At 32.1% G+C, this 19,898-nt stretch carries 18 protein-coding genes and 4 tRNA genes; 17 read left to right on the top strand and 5 right to left on the bottom strand.

Annotated features, from left to right (window positions below):
* The first annotated feature begins 85 nt into the window (after positions 1-85).
* From AC1RPG_RS07660 to nrdG, 6 genes are all read left to right on the top strand, one after another.
* Positions 86-159 (top strand) — tRNA-Trp (locus AC1RPG_RS07660).
* A 12-nt stretch (positions 160-171) separates the two neighbouring features.
* Positions 172-244: transfer RNA gene (locus AC1RPG_RS07655), tRNA-His, on the top strand.
* Between the two features lie 33 nt (positions 245-277).
* Positions 278-348: transfer RNA gene (locus tag AC1RPG_RS07650), tRNA-Cys, on the top strand.
* Between the two features lie 12 nt (positions 349-360).
* Positions 361-444, top strand: a tRNA-Leu gene (locus AC1RPG_RS07645).
* Positions 445-866: 422 nt separating this feature from the next.
* A complete protein-coding gene (gene nrdD / locus AC1RPG_RS07640; protein WP_481761980.1) occupies positions 867-3,041 on the top strand; it encodes an anaerobic ribonucleoside-triphosphate reductase in 2,175 nt (724 codons plus the stop codon).
* Complete coding sequence (gene nrdG, locus AC1RPG_RS07635; RefSeq protein ID WP_481761979.1) at positions 3,016-3,606, top strand: anaerobic ribonucleoside-triphosphate reductase activating protein; 591 nt, start codon at positions 3,016-3,018, stop codon at positions 3,604-3,606. Before nrdD ends, nrdG begins: the two co-directional genes overlap by 26 nt.
* A gap of 47 nt (positions 3,607-3,653) precedes the next feature.
* On the opposite strand, the gene AC1RPG_RS07630 is transcribed toward nrdG, so the two are convergent.
* Genes AC1RPG_RS07630 through AC1RPG_RS07620 form a run of 3 tightly spaced genes read right to left on the bottom strand, consistent with a single transcriptional unit; the run spans position 3,654 to position 5,953 of the window.
* Entirely contained in the window at positions 3,654-4,211 is a 558-nt protein-coding gene (locus AC1RPG_RS07630; RefSeq protein ID WP_481761978.1) for a M15 family metallopeptidase, read from the bottom strand.
* Between the two features lie 11 nt (positions 4,212-4,222).
* Positions 4,223-5,269: a sensor histidine kinase gene (locus tag AC1RPG_RS07625; protein WP_481761977.1), complete on the bottom strand. Its 1,047-nt coding sequence runs from the start codon at positions 5,267-5,269 to the stop codon at positions 4,223-4,225.
* A gap of 9 nt (positions 5,270-5,278) precedes the next feature.
* On the bottom strand, positions 5,279-5,953 hold the full coding sequence (locus AC1RPG_RS07620; protein ID WP_481761976.1) for a response regulator transcription factor: 675 nt from the start codon (positions 5,951-5,953) through the stop codon (positions 5,279-5,281).
* Positions 5,954-6,093: 140 nt separating this feature from the next.
* Here AC1RPG_RS07620 and AC1RPG_RS07615 point away from each other — a divergent pair, with 140 nt between their 5' ends.
* Both AC1RPG_RS07615 and AC1RPG_RS07610 read left to right on the top strand, forming a co-directional pair.
* The gene (locus AC1RPG_RS07615; protein ID WP_481761983.1) at positions 6,094-6,849 is read left to right on the top strand and encodes an ABC transporter ATP-binding protein; all 756 of its coding nucleotides are present in this window, start codon (positions 6,094-6,096) and stop codon (positions 6,847-6,849) included.
* Positions 6,846-8,882: an ABC transporter permease gene (locus tag AC1RPG_RS07610; protein WP_481761975.1), complete on the top strand. Its 2,037-nt coding sequence runs from the start codon at positions 6,846-6,848 to the stop codon at positions 8,880-8,882. The genes AC1RPG_RS07615 and AC1RPG_RS07610 overlap by 4 nt, the downstream gene beginning before the upstream one ends.
* 180 nt (positions 8,883-9,062) lie before the next feature.
* Here the strand turns inward: AC1RPG_RS07610 and AC1RPG_RS07605 are convergent, their stop codons facing one another.
* On the bottom strand, positions 9,063-9,572 hold the full coding sequence (locus AC1RPG_RS07605) for an antibiotic biosynthesis monooxygenase (RefSeq protein WP_481761974.1): 510 nt from the start codon (positions 9,570-9,572) through the stop codon (positions 9,063-9,065).
* A 91-nt stretch (positions 9,573-9,663) separates the two neighbouring features.
* On the opposite strand from AC1RPG_RS07605, the gene AC1RPG_RS07600 reads away from it, so the two are divergent.
* The 5 genes from AC1RPG_RS07600 (at position 9,664) to pepF (ending at position 15,125) form a co-directional block, all read left to right on the top strand.
* On the top strand, positions 9,664-10,401 hold the full coding sequence (locus AC1RPG_RS07600) for an MBL fold metallo-hydrolase (RefSeq protein ID WP_481761973.1): 738 nt from the start codon (positions 9,664-9,666) through the stop codon (positions 10,399-10,401).
* Positions 10,402-10,806: 405 nt separating this feature from the next.
* A complete protein-coding gene (gene spxA, locus AC1RPG_RS07595; RefSeq protein ID WP_481761972.1) occupies positions 10,807-11,205 on the top strand; it encodes a transcriptional regulator SpxA in 399 nt (132 codons plus the stop codon).
* Between the two features lie 167 nt (positions 11,206-11,372).
* Complete coding sequence (locus AC1RPG_RS07590) at positions 11,373-12,047, top strand: adaptor protein MecA (RefSeq protein ID WP_481761971.1); 675 nt, start codon at positions 11,373-11,375, stop codon at positions 12,045-12,047.
* Positions 12,048-12,113: 66 nt separating this feature from the next.
* Positions 12,114-13,256, top strand: coding sequence for a competence protein CoiA (locus tag AC1RPG_RS07585; protein ID WP_481761970.1), 1,143 nt, complete (start codon positions 12,114-12,116; stop codon positions 13,254-13,256).
* A 48-nt stretch (positions 13,257-13,304) separates the two neighbouring features.
* Complete coding sequence (pepF, locus tag AC1RPG_RS07580) at positions 13,305-15,125, top strand: oligoendopeptidase F (RefSeq protein ID WP_481761969.1); 1,821 nt, start codon at positions 13,305-13,307, stop codon at positions 15,123-15,125.
* 44 nt (positions 15,126-15,169) lie between these two features.
* Here pepF and AC1RPG_RS07575 read toward each other — a convergent pair whose 3' ends face one another.
* Positions 15,170-15,787 carry a DsbA family protein gene (locus tag AC1RPG_RS07575; protein ID WP_481761968.1) on the bottom strand — a complete coding sequence of 206 codons (618 nt, stop codon included), beginning with the start codon at positions 15,785-15,787 and terminating at the stop codon, positions 15,170-15,172.
* A gap of 252 nt (positions 15,788-16,039) precedes the next feature.
* Between AC1RPG_RS07575 and yjbM the strand changes: the two genes are divergently transcribed.
* Genes yjbM through mgtE form a run of 4 tightly spaced genes read left to right on the top strand, consistent with a single transcriptional unit; the run spans position 16,040 to position 19,780 of the window.
* Positions 16,040-16,669 carry a GTP diphosphokinase gene (yjbM, locus tag AC1RPG_RS07570; RefSeq protein WP_481761967.1) on the top strand — a complete coding sequence of 210 codons (630 nt, stop codon included), beginning with the start codon at positions 16,040-16,042 and terminating at the stop codon, positions 16,667-16,669.
* 39 nt (positions 16,670-16,708) lie between these two features.
* Positions 16,709-17,512 carry an NAD kinase gene (locus AC1RPG_RS07565; protein WP_481761966.1) on the top strand — a complete coding sequence of 268 codons (804 nt, stop codon included), beginning with the start codon at positions 16,709-16,711 and terminating at the stop codon, positions 17,510-17,512.
* Entirely contained in the window at positions 17,502-18,395 is an 894-nt protein-coding gene (locus AC1RPG_RS07560) for an RluA family pseudouridine synthase (RefSeq protein WP_481761982.1), read from the top strand. Before AC1RPG_RS07565 ends, AC1RPG_RS07560 begins: the two co-directional genes overlap by 11 nt.
* A gap of 17 nt (positions 18,396-18,412) precedes the next feature.
* Positions 18,413-19,780 carry a magnesium transporter gene (gene mgtE / locus AC1RPG_RS07555; protein ID WP_481761981.1) on the top strand — a complete coding sequence of 456 codons (1,368 nt, stop codon included), beginning with the start codon at positions 18,413-18,415 and terminating at the stop codon, positions 19,778-19,780.
* Positions 19,781-19,898: the final 118 nt, after the last annotated feature.

Genomic DNA, 19,898 nt, shown 5'->3' with positions numbered 1-19,898 from the left:
GAGTAGCGAAGAGGCTAAACGCGGCGGACTGTAAATCCGCTCCTTCGGGTTCGGTGGTTCGAATCCACTCTCTTCCATTTTTTATAGGGGTATAGTTTAAAGGTAGAACTACGGTCTCCAAAACCGTCAGTGTGGGTTCAATTCCTACTACCCCTGCCATTTTTTGTTTTGGCGATATTGGCGAAGTGGTTAACGCACCGGATTGTGGCTCCGGCACGCGTGGGTTCGATTCCCACATGTCGCCTTTTATAAGGTTATATCAAGTAATAATTAATATGGCGGTATAGCCAAGTGGTAAGGCAGAGGTCTGCAAAACCTTCATCACCGGTTCAAATCCGGTTACCGCCTTACACGAGTTATGCCGGTGTGGCGGAATTGGCAGACGCGCTGGACTCAAAATCCAGTTCCAGCAATGGAGTATCGGTTCGACCCCGATCACCGGTATTATTAAGTATTATAGAGAGTATTAGAAAACATGAAAGCCCATTGATTGGGCTTTTTTTGTACGCTAAATTATGAAGAATAATACGAAATTATAGAAAGTTGAGCTTTTGTTGAACTTTTTTGGCTCTTCGTCAACTGTTGTTGGTGGATAATAGTATGAAAATTCTAATCACTTAATAATTAGAGTTTTTTTGGTATAAATTTTTAAGTGTATAAAATATTCTGGTATTGAAATCATATAATAATTTTTTAACTGATATATATACGTCTAACTTTTTAATTACATTTCAAACATCTTGATAGTAAATCATAGTGTACAACAATATATAGATAGTATATATTGTTGTACACTATATATTGTTGTTTTTAAGAGGATAATCAAGTAACATATATTTATTGCTGTAAGAAAAGGAAGGTCACTTATGAAAAAAGTAGAGGTAAAGTTAGATATGCAAGTGCCTGACATATTTGAAAAGCGTGATGGTCGAAAAGTTGATTTTGCATTACGTAAAGTTTTAAGTAGTACTTTGCGTCGATTAAATAGTAAAAAAAATCAAGAAAGCTATCAGGAATTACTATTACATAAATTAAGTAATTATCAAAAAATTAATGCCCAAACGATGTATGGCTTAGTTATAGCTACATATCGTGAATTAGGCTACCGTGATGCATTGGATAGCTTTCAGGAATATAGAATAAATGATGAAAAATTGTGGAAAGAGCAAACTGATCCAGCTGGTCGTTTGGATAAATTATTAAATAAAGATGATACAATTGTTCATGAAAATGCTAATAAGGATAGCAATGTATTCAATACACAACGTGATTTGACGGCTGGGACAGTGGGTAAAACTTTGGGATTAAAATTAATGCCTGAATCACTAGCTAAAGCACATTTACGTGGTTCAATTCATTATCATGATTTAGATTACACACCCTGGAGTCCTATGACTAACTGCTGTCTGATTGATTTTAAAGAGATGTTAACAAATGGATTTAAAATAGGAAATGCTGAAGTTGAAAGTCCTCATTCAATTCAGACCGCAACTGCGCAAATGGCACAAATTATTGCTAATGTAGCCTCAAGTCAGTATGGTGGTTGTTCTGCAGATAGGGTGGATGAGTTACTAGCGCCATTTGCTGAATTAAATTATAAGAAGCATTTAATAGATGCAAAAGTATGGATTGGGAATCCAATAAAACAGATAGAATTTGCTAAACTTAAAACAAGCAAAGATATTTATGATGCCATGCAAGGATTAGAGTATGAAATCAATACTTTATTCTCTTCGCAAGGACAGACGCCGTTTACTACGTTAGGTTTTGGGTTGGGTGAAAGTTGGATTGAACGAGAAATTCAAATCTCAATTTTAAAAATTAGAATAAAAGGATTAGGTCGTGAGCATCGTACGGCAATATTTCCTAAATTAGTATTTACAATAAAAAAGGATTTAAACTTTAAACATGGGGACCCTAACTACGATATTAAGGCCTTAGCTGTTGATTGTGCTACGAAGAGAATGTACCCTGACATATTAATGTATGACAAGATAAAAGAGCTTACGGGCAGTTTCAAGGTACCTATGGGCTGTCGTAGCTTTCTGCAAGGATGGAAAGATAAAAATGGTAATGAAGTCAATTCTGGGCGTATGAATTTAGGCGTTGTTACAGTTAATTTACCACGAATTGCTTTGGAATCCGAAGGTAATATTGATTTATTTTGGGATATCTTTAAAGAGAGGATGCAGGTTTGTAAAGAGGCATTAGTCTTTAAAGTTAACCGTGTCAAGGAAGCTATCCCAGAGAATGCACCCATTCTATATCAACATGGTGCTTTTGGCGAAAGGTTAAAAGCAGACGGAGATGTTGATGATTTATTCAAGAATCGTCGCGCTACGGTCTCATTAGGTTATATTGGACTATATGAAGTTGGAACTGTTTTTTTTGGACCTAATTGGGAAAAAAATGAAAAGGCGCATAATTTTACGATTGACATCGTTAAACGCCTCAAGGAGTATTGTACAGATTGGTCAGATGAATACGATTATCATTTTAGTGTTTATTCAACTCCTAGTGAATCCTTAACAGATCGTTTCTGTGTATTAGACACTGAAAAATTTGGTGAAATTAAAGATGTTACAGAAAAGGAATATTATACAAATAGTTTTCATTATGACGTTAGGAAAAATCCAACTCCGTTTGAAAAATTGTCGTTTGAAATGGAATATCCTAAATATGCATCAGGTGGATTTATTCATTACTGTGAATACCCAAATTTACGTCAAAATCCTAAGGCTTTAGAAGCAGTCTGGGATTGGGCTTATGATAAAATCGGCTATTTAGGAACTAATACCCCTATTGATCATTGTTATAAATGTGGTTTTGATGGTGAATTTAACCCAACTGAACGAGGATTTGAATGCCCTAAATGTCAAAATCATGATCCAAAAACATGTGATGTTGTTAAAAGGACATGTGGATACTTAGGTAATCCACAGCAACGTCCGATGGTTCATGGACGTCATAAAGAAATTGCTTCTCGTGTTAAAAATATGACTTTAGGAATGGTTGATGATGGAACGACAAAAGAGAGTTAAAGCACCACGAAATCCGAAACCTAAAGAATGGATTGCCAGTGAGTTAAGCCAACAGTATATTGCATCTTATAAACCATTTAATTTTGTTGATGGTGAAGGGGTTCGTTGTAGTTTATACGTTAGTGGCTGTTTATTTGCTTGTCCGGGTTGTTATAATAAGGCAGCGCAAAATTTTAGATATGGGACACCATATACAAAAGAGCTTGAAGATCAAATAATAACTGATTTAAGCGAAGACTATTGCCAAGGATTAACTTTATTAGGCGGAGAGCCTTTTGTTAACACGCAGGTTTGTTTAAGCTTAGTGAATCGTATTCATGATACTTATGGATGGACGAAAGATATCTGGTCTTGGACTGGTTATACATGGGATGAATTAATGCTTGAATCTGATGATAAACTTGAATTACTTTCAAAGATTGATATTTTAGTCGACGGTCGATTCGAATTACCAAAAAAAGATTTAACTTTGCAATTTAGAGGTAGCTCAAATCAAAGAATTATTGATGTTCAAAAATCATTAATTGCGGGTGAAGTTATTCTCTGGGATAAATTGTTAAGATAAAAAACTTGTCACAATACCTTGTATGTAAGGTGTTGTGACAAGTTTTTTTAATAATCATTTGGATTCGCGATAAGTGGTGAATAGTCATTCATATCAGAATCTCTATAGTCCCACCATTCTTCAGAATATCCGATAAAACCAGCAGTTATCATAGCGTTATTTAGTATATCGTAATTTATTTGTTGTTGAGGTGTTCGTTTATAATTTCTTCCAGCTCGTTCTGAAAAGTCGTCAAATTCACTTTGCATGTTAAGCTCGTGGCCATCCATATCACAGATAGTTAAATCAAATGTCACGCCTTTTTGATGACTGAAATTAGGATTTGGCTTCGCTACAAAATTAGGATCGGGATAAACGTCAAATAATTTTTTTTGAGCAGAGACTGGTCTGTAGGCGTCCCAAATTTTTAAACGATAGCCTTGAGTTTTGAGTAATTGACTTGCGATACCAAGTTTCTTAGCTGTTCCTGTTCTAGCGATTGCTGTAGAAAAGTCATAAATAATTTGGTTAGTAAAGTTGTCTTTTGTAGCATAGCGTAAATCTACAATAATATTAGGATCAATATCTTTAATATTTGTAAAACCGAGTTCAATTTCTGATAACATGATAGACCCTCCTAGCGAAGAATTTCGCCCATTTCATCATTATAATAAGAAAGTTTAGGAAATATAATTTTAACTGTAGTACCTTCATTTTTTGGAGATTCAATTTCTAATTGGTGACCTAATTTTTGACTTAGTTGATTTGCTAAATAAAGGCCTAATCCGGTTGCATTTTGGTTGAATTGACGCCCGTTATTCCCGGTAAATCCTTTGTCAAAAACGCGAGCTAAATCTGCGTTCGGGATACCAATGCCATTATCTTTAATGGCTAATATCGTTTCTTTTTCAGTATCTTTAAGAGAAATAACGATTTCACCATTATTTGGTGTGTATTTTAATGAATTGGTAATCACTTGATTTAAGATAAAACGTAGCCATTTTGAATCAGTTAGAACGGAAATATCTGTACTGTTAAAAACGAAACGAATATGTTTTGAAAAAAATAAGTTCATATTATCCCGAATGACAAGATTAACTACTTTTTTTAGTGAATCATCTTGAATTAAATAATCATTTGAAAAGCTATCTAAACGAGAATAATAAATCACTTGTTCAACAAAATTTTCAATGTTTTTTAATTCAATTTCAGTTTGCATGACTTGTTTTTCAGATAGCTTGCCATCAGATGTTTCAATTAGTAACTGAATAGCAGCTAAGGGAACTTTAATATCATGAATCCAAGCATTTAAAAAATCCTCTTGTTCTTGTTGTTTAGACAAGATATTATTTATTTGTATTTGATGATTGTTTAATAGGGCATTAACATAACCCTGATATAAACGTTGTTCATTGGAATGTGCACCATTAATAGGAATCAATAAATCTGCTGTTGCTGGATCAATTGGTAATTTAAATTTTTGGTACCATTGATGATTAATCCAGTAACGTGTTACAACAAAAATACTTGATATAATAACTACCAGAATATCTATATATAATAATGTAGATAAAACAATGTTATGGAATGGATCAAACCACAATACAAGATTAATTAAGAGAATAACTAGAAGGAAAAAGATGATTGTTGTAATTCTATCTGAAATGTACTTAAAAAATGTCATTAGTGTCTCCTAAGGGATAAGATAACCTTGTCCTACCTTTGTCTCGATAAAATTGGGTAATCCAGCTTGTGCTATTTTTTTACGAACGCGATTAATATTAACGGTTAACGTATTGTCATCAACAAAATGTTCGTCTTCCCAGAGTTCTCGAAGTAATTTTTCACGGCTAACAATTTTCCCTGTCTGACGCATTAAATATTGCAGTAACTGGTACTCATTTTTTGATAAATCAATAATTTTATCGTTAAATTTTGCAGTTCCATTTTGTAAATTCAAAAAAAGGCCATTATGCTCGAGTGTTTCTGGTCCCATTTCTGCGTAATTGTAAGTGCGTCGTAATAATGCAGAAATTTTTGCAACTAAAACTTCCATTGAGTAAGGTTTATTTACGAAGTCATCGCCACCCATATTCATTGCCATAACCATATCCATATTGGTATTTCGGCTTGAGATAAATATAATTGGTACATTTGATATTTCACGGATTTTTTTACACCAGTAAAAGCCATCAAAATCGGGTAAATTAATGTCTAATAAAACTAAATGTGGTTTTTTTTCAATGAATTCAAGATCAATTTCACTAAAATTATTAATTAAAATAGGGTTGAATCGCCATTTTGCTAGACTATCTGCAGTAATGTTGGCAATTGTTTTATCATCTTCAACAATCATTATACTAAACATATTATCACCTCTTTAAAGTAAGAACTATTTACCCTACAATACCGGTTTTTAGCATTAAATTCAAATAGATAAAAAGCGTAAATAAATATTGGCGTAATTATCCTATATATAGGATAATACTTGGTAATAGGAGAAATGAAATTATGACATTTATTGAAGTAGATCACGTTAAAAAAATTTATGGAATGAAGTTTAATAGATCGACTGCAATTGATAATATTTCGTTTGTAATTGATTCAGGAGAATTTGTTGGTATTATGGGACCATCTGGTGCAGGAAAAACGACGTTATTAAATATGATGTCGACTATTGATAAGCCAACTTTTGGACATGTTAGAATAGATAACCAGGATATAACACAATATAATGAAAAAAAATTGTCTGAGTTTAGAAGACAACAGTTAGGGTTTATTTTTCAAGATTTTAATTTACTTAATTCGTTGACTATCAAGGAAAATATAATTTTGCCCTTAGCATTGGATAAAGTAAATGTAGAAATAATTGAGGCAAAACTTGCTAATATTGCTAATATTTTAAATTTAAATAATATTTTAAAACATTTTCCAAATGAAATTTCAATTGGTCAACAGCAGAGGGTTGCAGTTGCACGAGCTATTATAACGGCACCCAAAATGTTATTCGCAGATGAACCGACAGGAAGTCTAGATTCAAAAGCAGCTACGGAACTATTGAAGTATTTAACAGACGTGAATGAAAAGCAAAAGATGACGCTCATGATGGTAACTCATGATGCATTTACAGCTAGTTATTGTAAAAGAATTATTTTTATTAAAGATGGGAATATCTTTGCCGAAATTAGGCGAGATGGCTCTAGAAAAGAATTTTTCCAAAAAATAATTGATATGCAAGCAGCTATTGGTGGGGGAAAGCAATGAAACCACTAGTGAATATTGTTTTTAAAAGTATTTGGCGCAGTTTATGGGATTATTTAATTTACATTATTGCTAGTGCGATAGCAGTTACAGTTTATTTTTCATTTTTGTCAATGTCAATTAACAAAGAGTTAACACAAAATGCGCGCGTAGAGTTACCAATTTCTGTTACTTTACGTATTAGTAGTTTTTTAATTTTGATTTTTATTGCTTGTTTCATGATGTACACTAATCTTTTTGTGGCGAAACGGCGAGAAAAAGAAATTGCTGTTTACCATCTTCTTGGAGTGAAAAAAAAAGAAATTGCGACAATGCTATTTATTGAAAATTTAATTCTAGGTAATATAGCATTACTGATTGGTTTAGTGGTTGGTGCGATCTTTTCTAAATTATTTGCTATGATTTTGTTGAGGGCTATGTTTATTGTGGCAGATACCAATATTATTATATCTTGGCATAGTTTAATTAGTACAATAGTTATCTTTAACGTTATCTTTTTAATGATGTCAACTGTTAATGCAAGTGTTATTTATCGTAAACAATTAGTTTCATTGTTTAAAAATAGTGATAATGCCAGTGTCGAAAAATTTGGACCATTTAAACGATTTATGGCTATCATTAGTATCTTTTTTATTATTGTACCTTTATTTATGGCAGTAAATTTTGAAAATTTGGGACCTATTTTTAATGTTTGGTTACGTAAAAATGATTATTTTTTAGCAGTATTGATTATTGCAATTATGATTATCTTAGGGACTCTTTTGATTTTTAATTATTTGGTGCCGATAATGATAAGTATGATACAAAAATGGCGACATTTTATGTATCGGGGTGGTAGGCTACTTGCTTTTTCTAATTTAAAAGTCAGTTTAAGACAAAATAAGGTCATCTTAAGTTTAATGACTTTATTAATAATGTTCTCTTTATCTGTATTTATTGGAGTGGCTACGTTGTATTCATATTCCCAAAAAACAATTGATCAAGTGGCACCAGCTCATTTTATTACGGACGATTATCATTTAAAAACTGTAAAAAAAGTATTAAAACAAAACAATTTAATAGTGAAACAGCAAGTAAGTGGACATCTTAAAATTGTACCGATGAAAACAAGTGTTCAATTAAAAGCAAATAATCAAAGTGAAGCTAAAATTGTGCCAATTACAATAATGTCAGAAACAGATTATAATCATGCGCGTAAAATTCAAGATGATTTAGAACCGATTAAGATTAAATCGAATGAGACAGTTATGATTTTACACAAGTTAGCAAGATATCAAATTAATGATGATAACCAGCTCATTCAATTTAAGCAAAAATCAATGAACAAATTAAAGATAAAAACATACTTAAGTACGTTTCCGTATGGTGAAATACATTACATTCAAAATTTGTTAATTGTTAAAGATAGTGTCTACAAACGTGTTGATAGCAACACAAAATATGGACTTACAGCTATTAATATTAAAAATTATCAGGAATTTGCACAATCTAAAAATGATTTCGGACATAAATTAGATAATCAATCTAAAGAACAGACCTATTTGCAGCAGACAGGGACAACATTATCGAATGTCCGTTATAAATTTTCTAATCAAATTAAGTCAAACTACCATTATCGAAATTTGGGTGTGAGAAATCAAGTTGAAAAAAATGTTAACGAATTAGATGGGTTTTATATTTATATAGCATGTTTTATTAGTATTATTTTAGTATTAGCAACTTGTAGTATTTTAATGTTACAACAAATGATAGATCTTAGACAAAATCAAAAAACTTATTCACTAATGCAAAGTCTAGGTGTGACCAAAAAAGAGATTAAGCGAATTATTTATCAGCAAACAGCCAGTTTATTTTTAATTCCGGTTATTTTAGGATCGATAGAAGCAATATTTACTTTTAATATTTATGTCGCATTATTTGATCAACCTAACCTAAATGTTCTCATTTTCTTCTGGGGGACCTTCTATGTGATGTATTTAGGCTTATTTTTAATTACCGTGAGAGTGTTGAATCGGATAATAAATAACAGAGTTTAAGAACGGTTAAATGATTAATAGCCTAAAAGTTAGAAAACTTTTTAGGCTATTTTTTGGTTGGAAATTAAACATTTTTGGGGAATAACTATTGTAAAAAAATAGCTAATTAATGACTTGTTTGAGTCATTAATTAGCTATTAATATCGTTTGTGGAATACGGATTGTTTTTAACTAATTGGATTAATCTTTTATATTAATTAATTCATTAACAGAATACACTGCGTCTATGGGAGTAATTTGAAACTCACTTTCATAGTACTTTAACTGTTTATAATTTGACGTTTTACGCCAATTAATAAAATCAGATTGTTGCTTCCAAATTGTTAAAAAAACATAATTATAACCTTTAGATAAAGACTGTAATGTGTAAAAAGAAATGATACCAGTTGGTTTTGTTTGTTCATTAATAAAAGTTTGTACTTGAGCTAAGTAAACTTTACTTTCTTCATCGCTCAAAGTAATATATTTAAAATGATAAAAACCTTGCCATGAATCCATTCCTACATGATATCGAACACGGAAGTCTAATCCAGAGTAGAAAATAGAATTATCATCTGATGTGTCTAATAAGTAAGAATTATTGTACTTATTAATTGGATTAAGTAGAATAAATGATCGGGATGGATTATTTCGAATTATAGACTTTAAAAAATATTCAGCGCCTAATGCTGTGTTTATATGATTTAACAAAGATACATCTCCCATTTACTTTAATTCATTATTAAGTATAGCCCAAAAAAAGGTATAATAGAGTCAAAAGTAACAGGAAGGACAATTAAAAATGAAGTTGACAATTTTAGGATTCTATGGGGGTTATCCTGCCCATACAGTTGGAACTAGTTCATATTTAATTCAGAGTAATGGTTTTAATTTATTGTTGGACTGTGGAAGTGGAGCAATGCTTAGTCTAGAACCTAAACTAGATTCCTTGAAGTTAGATGCAGTTGTTTTATCACATTATCATCAGGATCATATCGCAGATGTCGGCGTTTTACAGTATAGCTGGCAGATTAACGGTGAACAAGTGAAGCAACCACTTCCTATTTATGGGCCATCTATTGATCAAGAAGCATTAGCAAAATTAACTTGGGCAAATGCGACAATTGGAATAGGATATAAGAATAAAGAAGTTATAGACATTGGGCCTTTTACTTTTGAATTTTTAGAAACAATTCACCCAGTGCCTACATATGCTATGAGAATAACGGAACGGGCAACTGGGAAGGTCTTTGTTTTTACAGCTGATACGGCGTATGACGAAAAATTAAATGAAATTAGTCAAAATGCAGATATATTAATGACCGATACAAACTTTTTTGATGATAAAATTGGCAAAAAATGGCATATGACATCTACCGAGTCTGGAAAGTTTGCTCGTTTAAATAATGCTAAAAGATTAATTTTAACGCATTTACCAGCAAATGGTTCCCACGAATTATTAAAAGAACAAGCTGAATTATCAGCTGGCAATAATATCGATATAATACTCGCAAAAAAATATTTAGAACTAATTTTGTAATCGGATACATATTGTTAAATTTTTTTAACAATATGTATCTTTTTTTTGAAAAATAAAATAATGATAAGATTGTTGCAAATAAACGATTAAGTGCGTGTTACGTACTTTTAGTAAGTATATATCGAGTGTAAAGTATATTAAATAATTGAGATAGCAAATTATTTTTCATTCAATAAATAATAATAACTATAAAATATATGTAATATCATACTCGAAATATAAAAAACAATATCAAAAATGATGTCATTTAATCATTTAATAATGAACACAAATGAATTAAATGTATTATTAGTAAAAATATTAATTAGTAAATTTTTTTAATAAAATGGTAGTAATTTGTTTGATAATAAGTTACAATTGTTTTATAGGAATTGATAAATTTTTTATTAAAAGGAGAGAGCGCATATGGTAACTTTATATACTTCACCAAGTTGTACATCTTGTCGAAAAGCACGTGCATGGCTTAAGGAAAATAATATTCCATTCCAAGAACGTAATATTTTTTCTGAGCCTCTCAACATTGATGAAATTAAAACAATTTTGCAAATGACTGAAAATGGAACAGAAGAAGTTATTTCTAAACGCTCAAAAGTTTATCAGGAACTAGATATGGACTTAGACGATTTACCACTTCAAGAATTATTCTCATTAATTCAAGATAATCCTGGTTTATTACGTCGTCCTATTATTCTAGATGAAAAACGATTACAGGTTGGATATAACGAAGACGAAATTCGTCGCTTCTTACCAAGGGATGTACGTGCTTTAGAATTACAAAAGGCACAATTACTTGCTGGATTTTAATTAATTTAAAATTAAATAATATTGAAACATTAGTTTTTAATAAGGTAACATGGTAAAATTCAGGAAGACGCATTCCTGAATTTTTTTTATTTAGTTTAAACTACTTTACAAATAGTAAATTTTAGATAGAATTAAGGTCAAGTTATCAGAAAGATGGGTGATTAGTAATGAAAATGGAAAAAATAAATGAAAATACAATTCGTGTTTTAGTTGAAGATGAAGATTTATCTAAAAGAGGTATTACTGTTTTAGATTTATTAGGTAATAGAACTCAAATTGAAGATTTCTTTTATAGTATTTTACGCGAAGTAGACACGGAACATGAATTTGAAAATAATGAAGCAGTTACCTTCCAGGTATTACCTAATCGAGATGGCTTGGAGTTATTTATCAGTCGTGGAAAGCCAGACGAGACGCAAAATCCGAAAGAAATAAACATTTCTGATTTATCTGAGAATGATGATCTAGGAAGCTTTATAAAAGATAGATTAGCTGAGCTTGAAGACAGTGACAATGACTCACAAGATACTGTTGGATCGGGTTATAAAAAATCTGCTCAAACAAGAATGTTTGAATTTGGGGACTTCGAAGATTTTATTCAATTAGCTAAAATTTTTAGACCAACAAATACACAAAGCAATTTATTTAAAGTCCAAAATAAATATTTTTTAGAACTAATTTTTGATAAAGATAATACAACAAAAGAAACAATCGAAAATGATATAGCTGTCGCATTAGAGTATGCACAGGTTGTCTCATCGACAGGACCATTTATGGAAGAACGTGGTAAAAAGATTATGTCATCTGACGCACTCTCTGAGGCAAGAAGATACTTTAAATAAACAAACTAATCGAAAAAGGTTAGTTTGTTTTTTTGCGTATTTAAATTGTAACAAGGGGTAATTTGAATGATATTTGCAAAACAAGAACACGTAGATGAGTTGGTATGCGCAATAAATTTTAAGCAAAACAATAAATATTTTTGTCCTGGTTGCGGAGAGCGTGTTGTCTTTAAAGAAGGCCCGCAAAAACAAGCTCATTTTGCTCATTTTAAAAAGTCATGTCATTTTTTTTCAGAAGGTGAAACGAAAATACATGTCACAGGGAAAAATTTAATTAAAATGTGGGCAGAAAAAAGACATAAAAGAGCAGATATTGAGCAATATTTGCCTAAACTAAAGCAACGACCGGATGTTTTAATAAATTTAAAAAATAGCCAGTTAGTCGTAGAGTACCAATGCAGTCCGTTGACGCTAAAAGATTTTAACAAAAGGACTGACGGTTATAAACAAAATGGGTATCGTATTTTTTGGATTCTAGGGATGAAACATCGTTTAAATAAAAAATTAACACAACAACAAGCAATGTTTATAAATTTCCATAAAAATATTGGTTATTTCTTAGTATTTATCGATACTGAGCGACAGTGTTTAATTTTAAATTATGAATTATGGTTTGAAAATTTATATGGTATTCGTTACTGCACAAAAGTATTTAATGATGTAACAGACTTAATGGTATTTATCAAAAATAATTGTAGGAATAAAACTTTGAATTTGTCACCAGCAGACTTGTTCCGTCAATTGACTAAGTTAGAGAAAAATTGTTATTATTTGAATCATTATTTAAAGCAACAGATTGATTTTTGCTACATGCAGCGATATTATTTTATGGGATTTCCGATATATTGCTTGAGTCAGACGCGTCTTCCGCCAATCTATCGACATGATGACTTTTTTTGGAGAATTCGAGTTATTTTAGATTTGCAAAAATATACCACTGATGTTATTTCGAAAAAAGAGCTTGAGTTATTATTTAACCTGCAACAAAAAATCACAAAAACTCTTTTTGAAATGCCACTTGTTGGTCATCTAGCAATTAAACAAGTTAATAATGCATATATTAAGGGTTTAATTAAAAATCATATTTTAATACCAATTAAAGAATCCGAAAATTATCGAATTGACAATCAGATTGTATGGTCCAGTGATATATCGCTAAAAATGGAAAATTTACAGTTGAGGCATACATTTATTTCAAATTTTGATTAAAAATATGTTATCTTATAGGAGTAAATAAACGATATTCGGAGGCTTTTTATGACAGTAGCTAAGCAATTACCAAAGCGTGAAGAGGTACCAGAAAATTTAACGTGGGATGTAGAAAAAATATATGGTTCAGATTCATTATTTGAAGAGGATTACAAAAAAATTGAAGAATCTGTAGTAACTATCGCTAACTTTAAAGGTACATTGAGTCAAGATAGTACAACAATGTTACGTGGATTAGAAGCTATTTTGGCGCTTGAACGGATGCTCGAAAAAGTATACGTGTATGCGAATTTAAAAAATGATCAAGATACAGAAAATTCAACATATCAAGCTTTAAATTCAAGGGCTGGCGCCTTGGCAGCTAAGGTATCGGCTGCTATTTCTTGGTTTGAACCTGAAATTATTGCGATACCAGAGGATACTTTAAAGCAATTTATGTCTGATAATCCTGATTTAAAAGGCTATCGTCATTTTTTTGATAGTTTATTATTGGAGAAGGATCATGTCCTTTCGCATGCTGAAGAAACGCTCTTAGCTGGAGCAGGGGATATATTTAGCGCCTCTTCTAAAACGTTTGAAATACTGAACAATGCTGATTTGAAATTTCCAGTTGTTCAAGACGAACAAGGTAATGATGTTCAATTATCACAAGGTATTTATGGGGTCCTTCTAGAATCAACTTCTAGAAGTGTTAGAGAACAGGCCTTTAAAAAATTATATGAAGTCTATGGTCAATTTCAAAACACACTAGCTTCAACACTTTCAAGCCATGTTAAAGTTCATAACTATAGTGCACAAGTTCGACATTATAAAAGTGCCAGAGATGCGTCATTATCAAATAATCAGATACCTGAAGTTGTCTACAATACACTAATTGAGCAGGTTAATAAGAATTTACCGTTGTTACACCGTTATGTTGCATTACGTAAGAAAATTTTAAAAGTTGAAAAATTACATTCATACGATTTATATACACCAATAACAGGCGAACCCGCACTAAGTTACACGTATGATGAAGCGAAAAGTGAGGCATTAAAAGCCTTAGATAAAATGGGACCTGATTATCTAAGTCATGTTCAAGAGGCATTTGATAACCGTTGGATTGATGTTGTTGAAAATCAAGGTAAAAGAAGTGGTGCCTATTCATCAGGTATGTATGATACAGCACCATATATGTTATTAAACTGGCAAAATAATGTAAATAATCTTTATACATTGGTACATGAAATGGGACATAGTATTCATAGTTACTATACGCATCATAATCAGCCTTATTTGTATGGTGATTATCCAATTTTTTTAGCAGAAATTGCGTCAACAACTAATGAAAATACGTTAACACATTATTTATTAAAGACTCAAACAGATCCTAAGGTTAGGGCATTTTTACTTAATTATTATTTAGACGGGTTTAAAGGAACTATCTTCCGTCAAACACAATTTGCAGAATTTGAACATTGGATTCATGAGGAAGACGCGGTTGGAAACCCACTAACGGCTGATAAACTGTCTAAATACTATGCTGATTTAAATCAAAAATATTATGGAGAGAGTTTAGAACGTGATCCAGAAATTGCAATGGAATGGTCAAGAATTCCGCATTTTTATTATAATTATTATGTCTATCAATATGCAACAGGGTTTGCTGCTGCAACCACTTTATCTGAGGGAATCACTAGTGGAAAACCTGATGCATTAGAAAACTATTTGAATTATTTGAAAGCTGGGAGTTCAGATTTTCCAGTTGATGTCATGAAAAAAGCAGGTGTAGATATGACTAAGTCAGCATATCTAGTTAACGCATTTGCTGTATTTGAAGCAAGATTGAATGAATTAGAGGCATTATTACCTCAAATCTTAGAGAAATAAAAAATACGTAACTTAGTTAAAAAACTAAGCTACGTATTTTTATTTTATAAAACGTATAGTTGGTTTTGAGGGTTAATTGCTTGATGTAAGTCATTTTGAATATTAAAATCACCAGCACAAACTTTCGAAATATCTACTAAATCAGCATCTGGGAAGGATACACCACAGTCTAGACCATCAATATTATTAATGACGATTGTGGGATGCATTGTAACGTTCATATCATTGGCAATTTTTTGATCATTTTTAAATGATTTTTTTGCTAACACTGAATGTCTATCTTCATTAAACATTTCCCAGTTTAAGTTAACTTCTTTAGCAACTCGTTGAATGAGCTCTTCTGAGTAACAAGTGCTATCTTGAACTAAAGCCGCTTGAATTGCCATTAAGAAATCACGTCCACGTTTTTTTCCTTGAAAAAGAGCTGCTTTATAATCTAAAGCGGCTTGGTAAATTGACCCAGATAACACATTTCGAAGCGCTAAGTTACGTGTATCAAGATTTTTTTCAATCATGACATTGTGCACTGTTTGGATGTTTAACATGGGTACAAATTGGAATGAGATTTTTTGGGGAGATAGACGAATAAAGTCTAAAACCTTTTGTTCAGATTTGAAGCATTTTGTACCTAATGGGTTGACAAATAAATAAATTTCTAGCAAGAGTACTCCTCCAATTATAGTGATTAGATTTAAAATCGTGTGGGGTTTGATTTCATTTCTGTTTTAATAACTATTACCACTTTACCAAATTTTTTTTTTTTTTCAATTATTAACACTTAATTAATAACAGATATTATTAAAATTACTTGTTTTTTGAAAGATTTGGTAACATTGTGAGGTTAATTCGGAACTGAATCACTAATTTATGCTAAAATGAGATGAGTAAATTGAATAATAGAATAGAGTGATAAAATGGTAGAAGATTGGAAATATTTCTTTAGACCCTATGAACAGGCCGTTTCAGAAATGAAAATAAAAATGCGTGGTTTAAGAAAACAGTTCACGGGTATTGGTCAACATTCGCCAATTGAATTTGTGACAAGTCGGGTTAAATCAGTTGATAGTATTTTAGAGAAAATTGAACGACGTCAAATTTCTGAAGAACGTTTAGAAACTGACATGCAAGATATTGCGGGTATTCGCATTATGTGCCAATTTGTTGATGATATTTATCAGGTTGTTGACTTATTACGTTCTCGAAATGATATGACCGTTGTAGAAGAACGTGACTACATTACTAATAAAAAAGCGAGCGGTTATCGCTCATATCATATTGTACTTAAGTACCCGGTTCAAATGATAAATGGAGAAAAAAATGTACTTGTTGAAATTCAAATTCGCACGTTAGCTATGAATTTTTGGGCAACGATTGAGCACTCTTTAAATTATAAATATCAAGGAGAATTTCCTAGCCAATTAAATGCACGGCTCGAACGGGCAGCAGAGGCTGCGTTTAAATTAGACACTGAAATGTCCGAAATTAGAGAAGAGATTCAAGAAGCGCAGCATTTATTTTATGGTAAGGGTTTAAACAAAAAATAAACATTAGGTATCATGGGCGTCAGGAAAAGAGGGTTACGAATGAAAGTTGCTATTTTCGAAAATGATGGGGAAAAATCGCAAAAAGTTGGTAAAGAACTGTATCAAAAACTAACGGATGCACATATCGTAATTGATAATAGTCATCCTGAAATTGTGATTACGGTTGGTGGGGATGGAACTTTGCTTTCTGCTTTCAAACATTACCAAGATAACCTTGAAAACATTAGATTTGTTGGCGTACATACAGGGCATTTAGGTTTTTATACGGATTGGCGAGATGATGAAATTTCAGATTTAGTTACTAGTCTCCAATCAGATAATAAACAATCAATTAATTATCCATTATTAGATGTTAAAGTTGATTATTTTGATGCAGAATCAGAAAGATTTCTTGCATTAAATGAATCAACCTTAAAAAGGATTAACAATACAATGGTAACGGATGTTTATATTGGTGATCAGTTATTTGAAAAGTTTCGTGGAGATGGTTTGTGCATTTCTACGCCTACTGGATCTACTGCCTATAATAAATCGGTTGGTGGAGCGGTTATTCATCCCGAACTCGAGTCAATACAAATGGCAGAAATTGCGTCTATTAACAATCGTGTGTTTAGGACGCTAAGCTCACCAGTTATTGTGGCTTCAAATGATTGGATTACACTGAAACCAACACAAAGCAGTGACTTTGTTTTTAGTATAGACCAAGAAATCTATCATAATCGGCAAATTAAGGCAATTAAATATAAAATAGCGAAGGAACACATTTGTTTTGCCAAATATCGACATAATAATTTCTGGAAACGTGTAAATGAGGCGTTTATTGGTAGTGATTATGCAGATTGATTGGCAGTATACAGGGACGTCTCCTCAAAAAGTGAAGACTTTTCTGAAAAATGAAGGTGTATCTAGGCGATTACTTGCAACGCTTAAGTATTGTGGTGGTAAGCTATTAGTCAACGATAACGAGCAGTGGGCAATTGACTTCATTCAAACAAATGATAAAGTGAGTATTGTTCTACCAGCTGAGAAAAATAAAAATGAATTAAAAAAATCGTTTGTACCAATTGATATCGTTTTTGAAGATCGCGATTTTTTAATTATTAATAAACCAGCACATGTTGCCTCAATTCCTTCATATTTACATCCGGAGGATACCTTGATTAATCGTGTCGCAGGCTATTATCAAAATCGACATTTAAATGATTTTATTCCACATATTGCGACGCGACTTGATCGTGATACGAGTGGGTTAGTATTGTTTGCTAAACATCGATTTGCTCACGCTTTATTGGATCAACAGTTACAAAATCATCTAATTAAAAAGTACTATACAGCATTTGTCGAAGGACAGATTGAAACTCCGCATGGGACAATTGATGAGCCAATTATGCGTGATCCAGAATCATTCATTAAGAGGCAGGTTGGCCATGGGGAAGGTAGTCAAGTAGCTTTAACTGAGTATTGGTTAGAGAAATCTGTAAAAGGTATTAGTCAATATAAAATCCAATTACATACGGGGAGAACACATCAAATTCGTGTTCATTTTGCATCCACAGGGCATCCCTTAGTTGGTGATACATTGTATGGTGGGCATATAATTATGCCAATGCAACGCCAAGCGCTACACTGTAGTGAAATTGAGTTTTATCAACCATTTACACATGAACAGATAAATGTTCAGAGTCACCTTGCATCGGATATGCAAAAATTTATAAATAAAAAATAAACGAGGTATTCATCATGGTGGATACAGAAAAATATAACCAAATAAAAACTGAAGAAATTATTGATTCGCTTGAAAAGAATCAACAATATAATTTTCACAATGAATTTACAGATTTGCATGTTTATGAGCAAGCTGAGATTTTTTCAGTGCTTAATAAAGAGCAACGCCAAAAGGTGTATCAGTACCTGACGCCTAAGGAATTGAGTGACACATTTGATGCCGCTGAAGATGATCCGGAAGATGTTGTTAAATATTTTGATGAAATGTCTCTAAAGTATGTGGCTGAGTTATTAGATAATATGTACACTGATAATGAGGTTGACCTGTTGGGACAACTGGATCAGCATAAATTAGCGAGATATTTAGGTCTGATGGATAAAGATAAGGCCTATGAAATAAAAAGTCTGCTGCATTATGAAGATAAGACAGCTGGTGCTATTATGTCAACTGATTTTGCCTCAATAACCTCAGATCAAACAGTGAGTTCTGCAATGCGTACTTTAAGAGAAGAAGCAAGTGATGCGGAAACAATTTACTATGATTATGTTATTAATAATGATCAGCGTTTGATGGGGATTGTAACATTACGTAATTTATTAATGAGTAATGAGAAGGCGTTAATTGGAGATATCATGACGACACCAGTTATGTCTGTTAAAGCTGATGACGATCAAGCAGACGTTGCCAAGATGATTCGGGATTATAACTTTTTAGCAATGCCAGTTACAAATTATGATGAACAATTAATTGGTGTGATTACTGTTGATGATATTATTGATGTTATTGATGAAGAATCGGCTGAGGATTACTCTGGTTTGGCCGGTGTCGATACTGAAGATCAAACAGAAAATCCATTTAAAGCAGCATCAAAACGTTTGCCATGGTTGATAACGTTATTATTTTTAGGTATGTCAACGGCAAGTTTAGTTAGTCATTTTGAAGGGTTACTGAGTGAAGCAAGTATTTTAGCTGTCTTCATTTCATTGATTACAGGAACGGCCGGTAATGCCGGAACACAAAGTTTAGCTGTTGCTGTTCGACGCCTAGCTGTAAAAGATGACAATGAACAAAGTGTGCTTAGACTAATTATAAGTGAAGTTTTCACTGGATTAGTAATTGGGGTTGTAACGGGTATTTCCGTCACTTTAATTGTCGGACTCTGGAAGGGTAACTTTGTTCTCGGGATGGTGATAGGACTTGCAATGATGTGCGCTATTACGGTGGCAAATTTAGCGGGTAGTTTTATACCAATTTTAATGGATAAAATTGGTGTTGATCCAGCAGTTGCATCAGGGCCATTTATTTCGACATTGAGTGATTTAACTTCTGTGTTAATTTATTTTAGTATTGCACAAGTATTCTTAAAATTTTTTATTGCGACTTAAAGAAAAACTTAAAAAGGTTCCAACAACTTCAGATTGAGTGATGTAATAATCCCTTTATGGTTGTCAGATGAAATAATATAATTTCATCCGATAATCATGGAGGGATTTTTGTATGTCC

The sequence above is a fragment of the Dellaglioa sp. CoH-57-MRSF-18 genome (assembly GCF_056781995.1).
The sequence above is the reverse complement of the archived record's forward strand: the minus strand, read 5'-3'. Positions and strand labels throughout refer to the sequence as shown.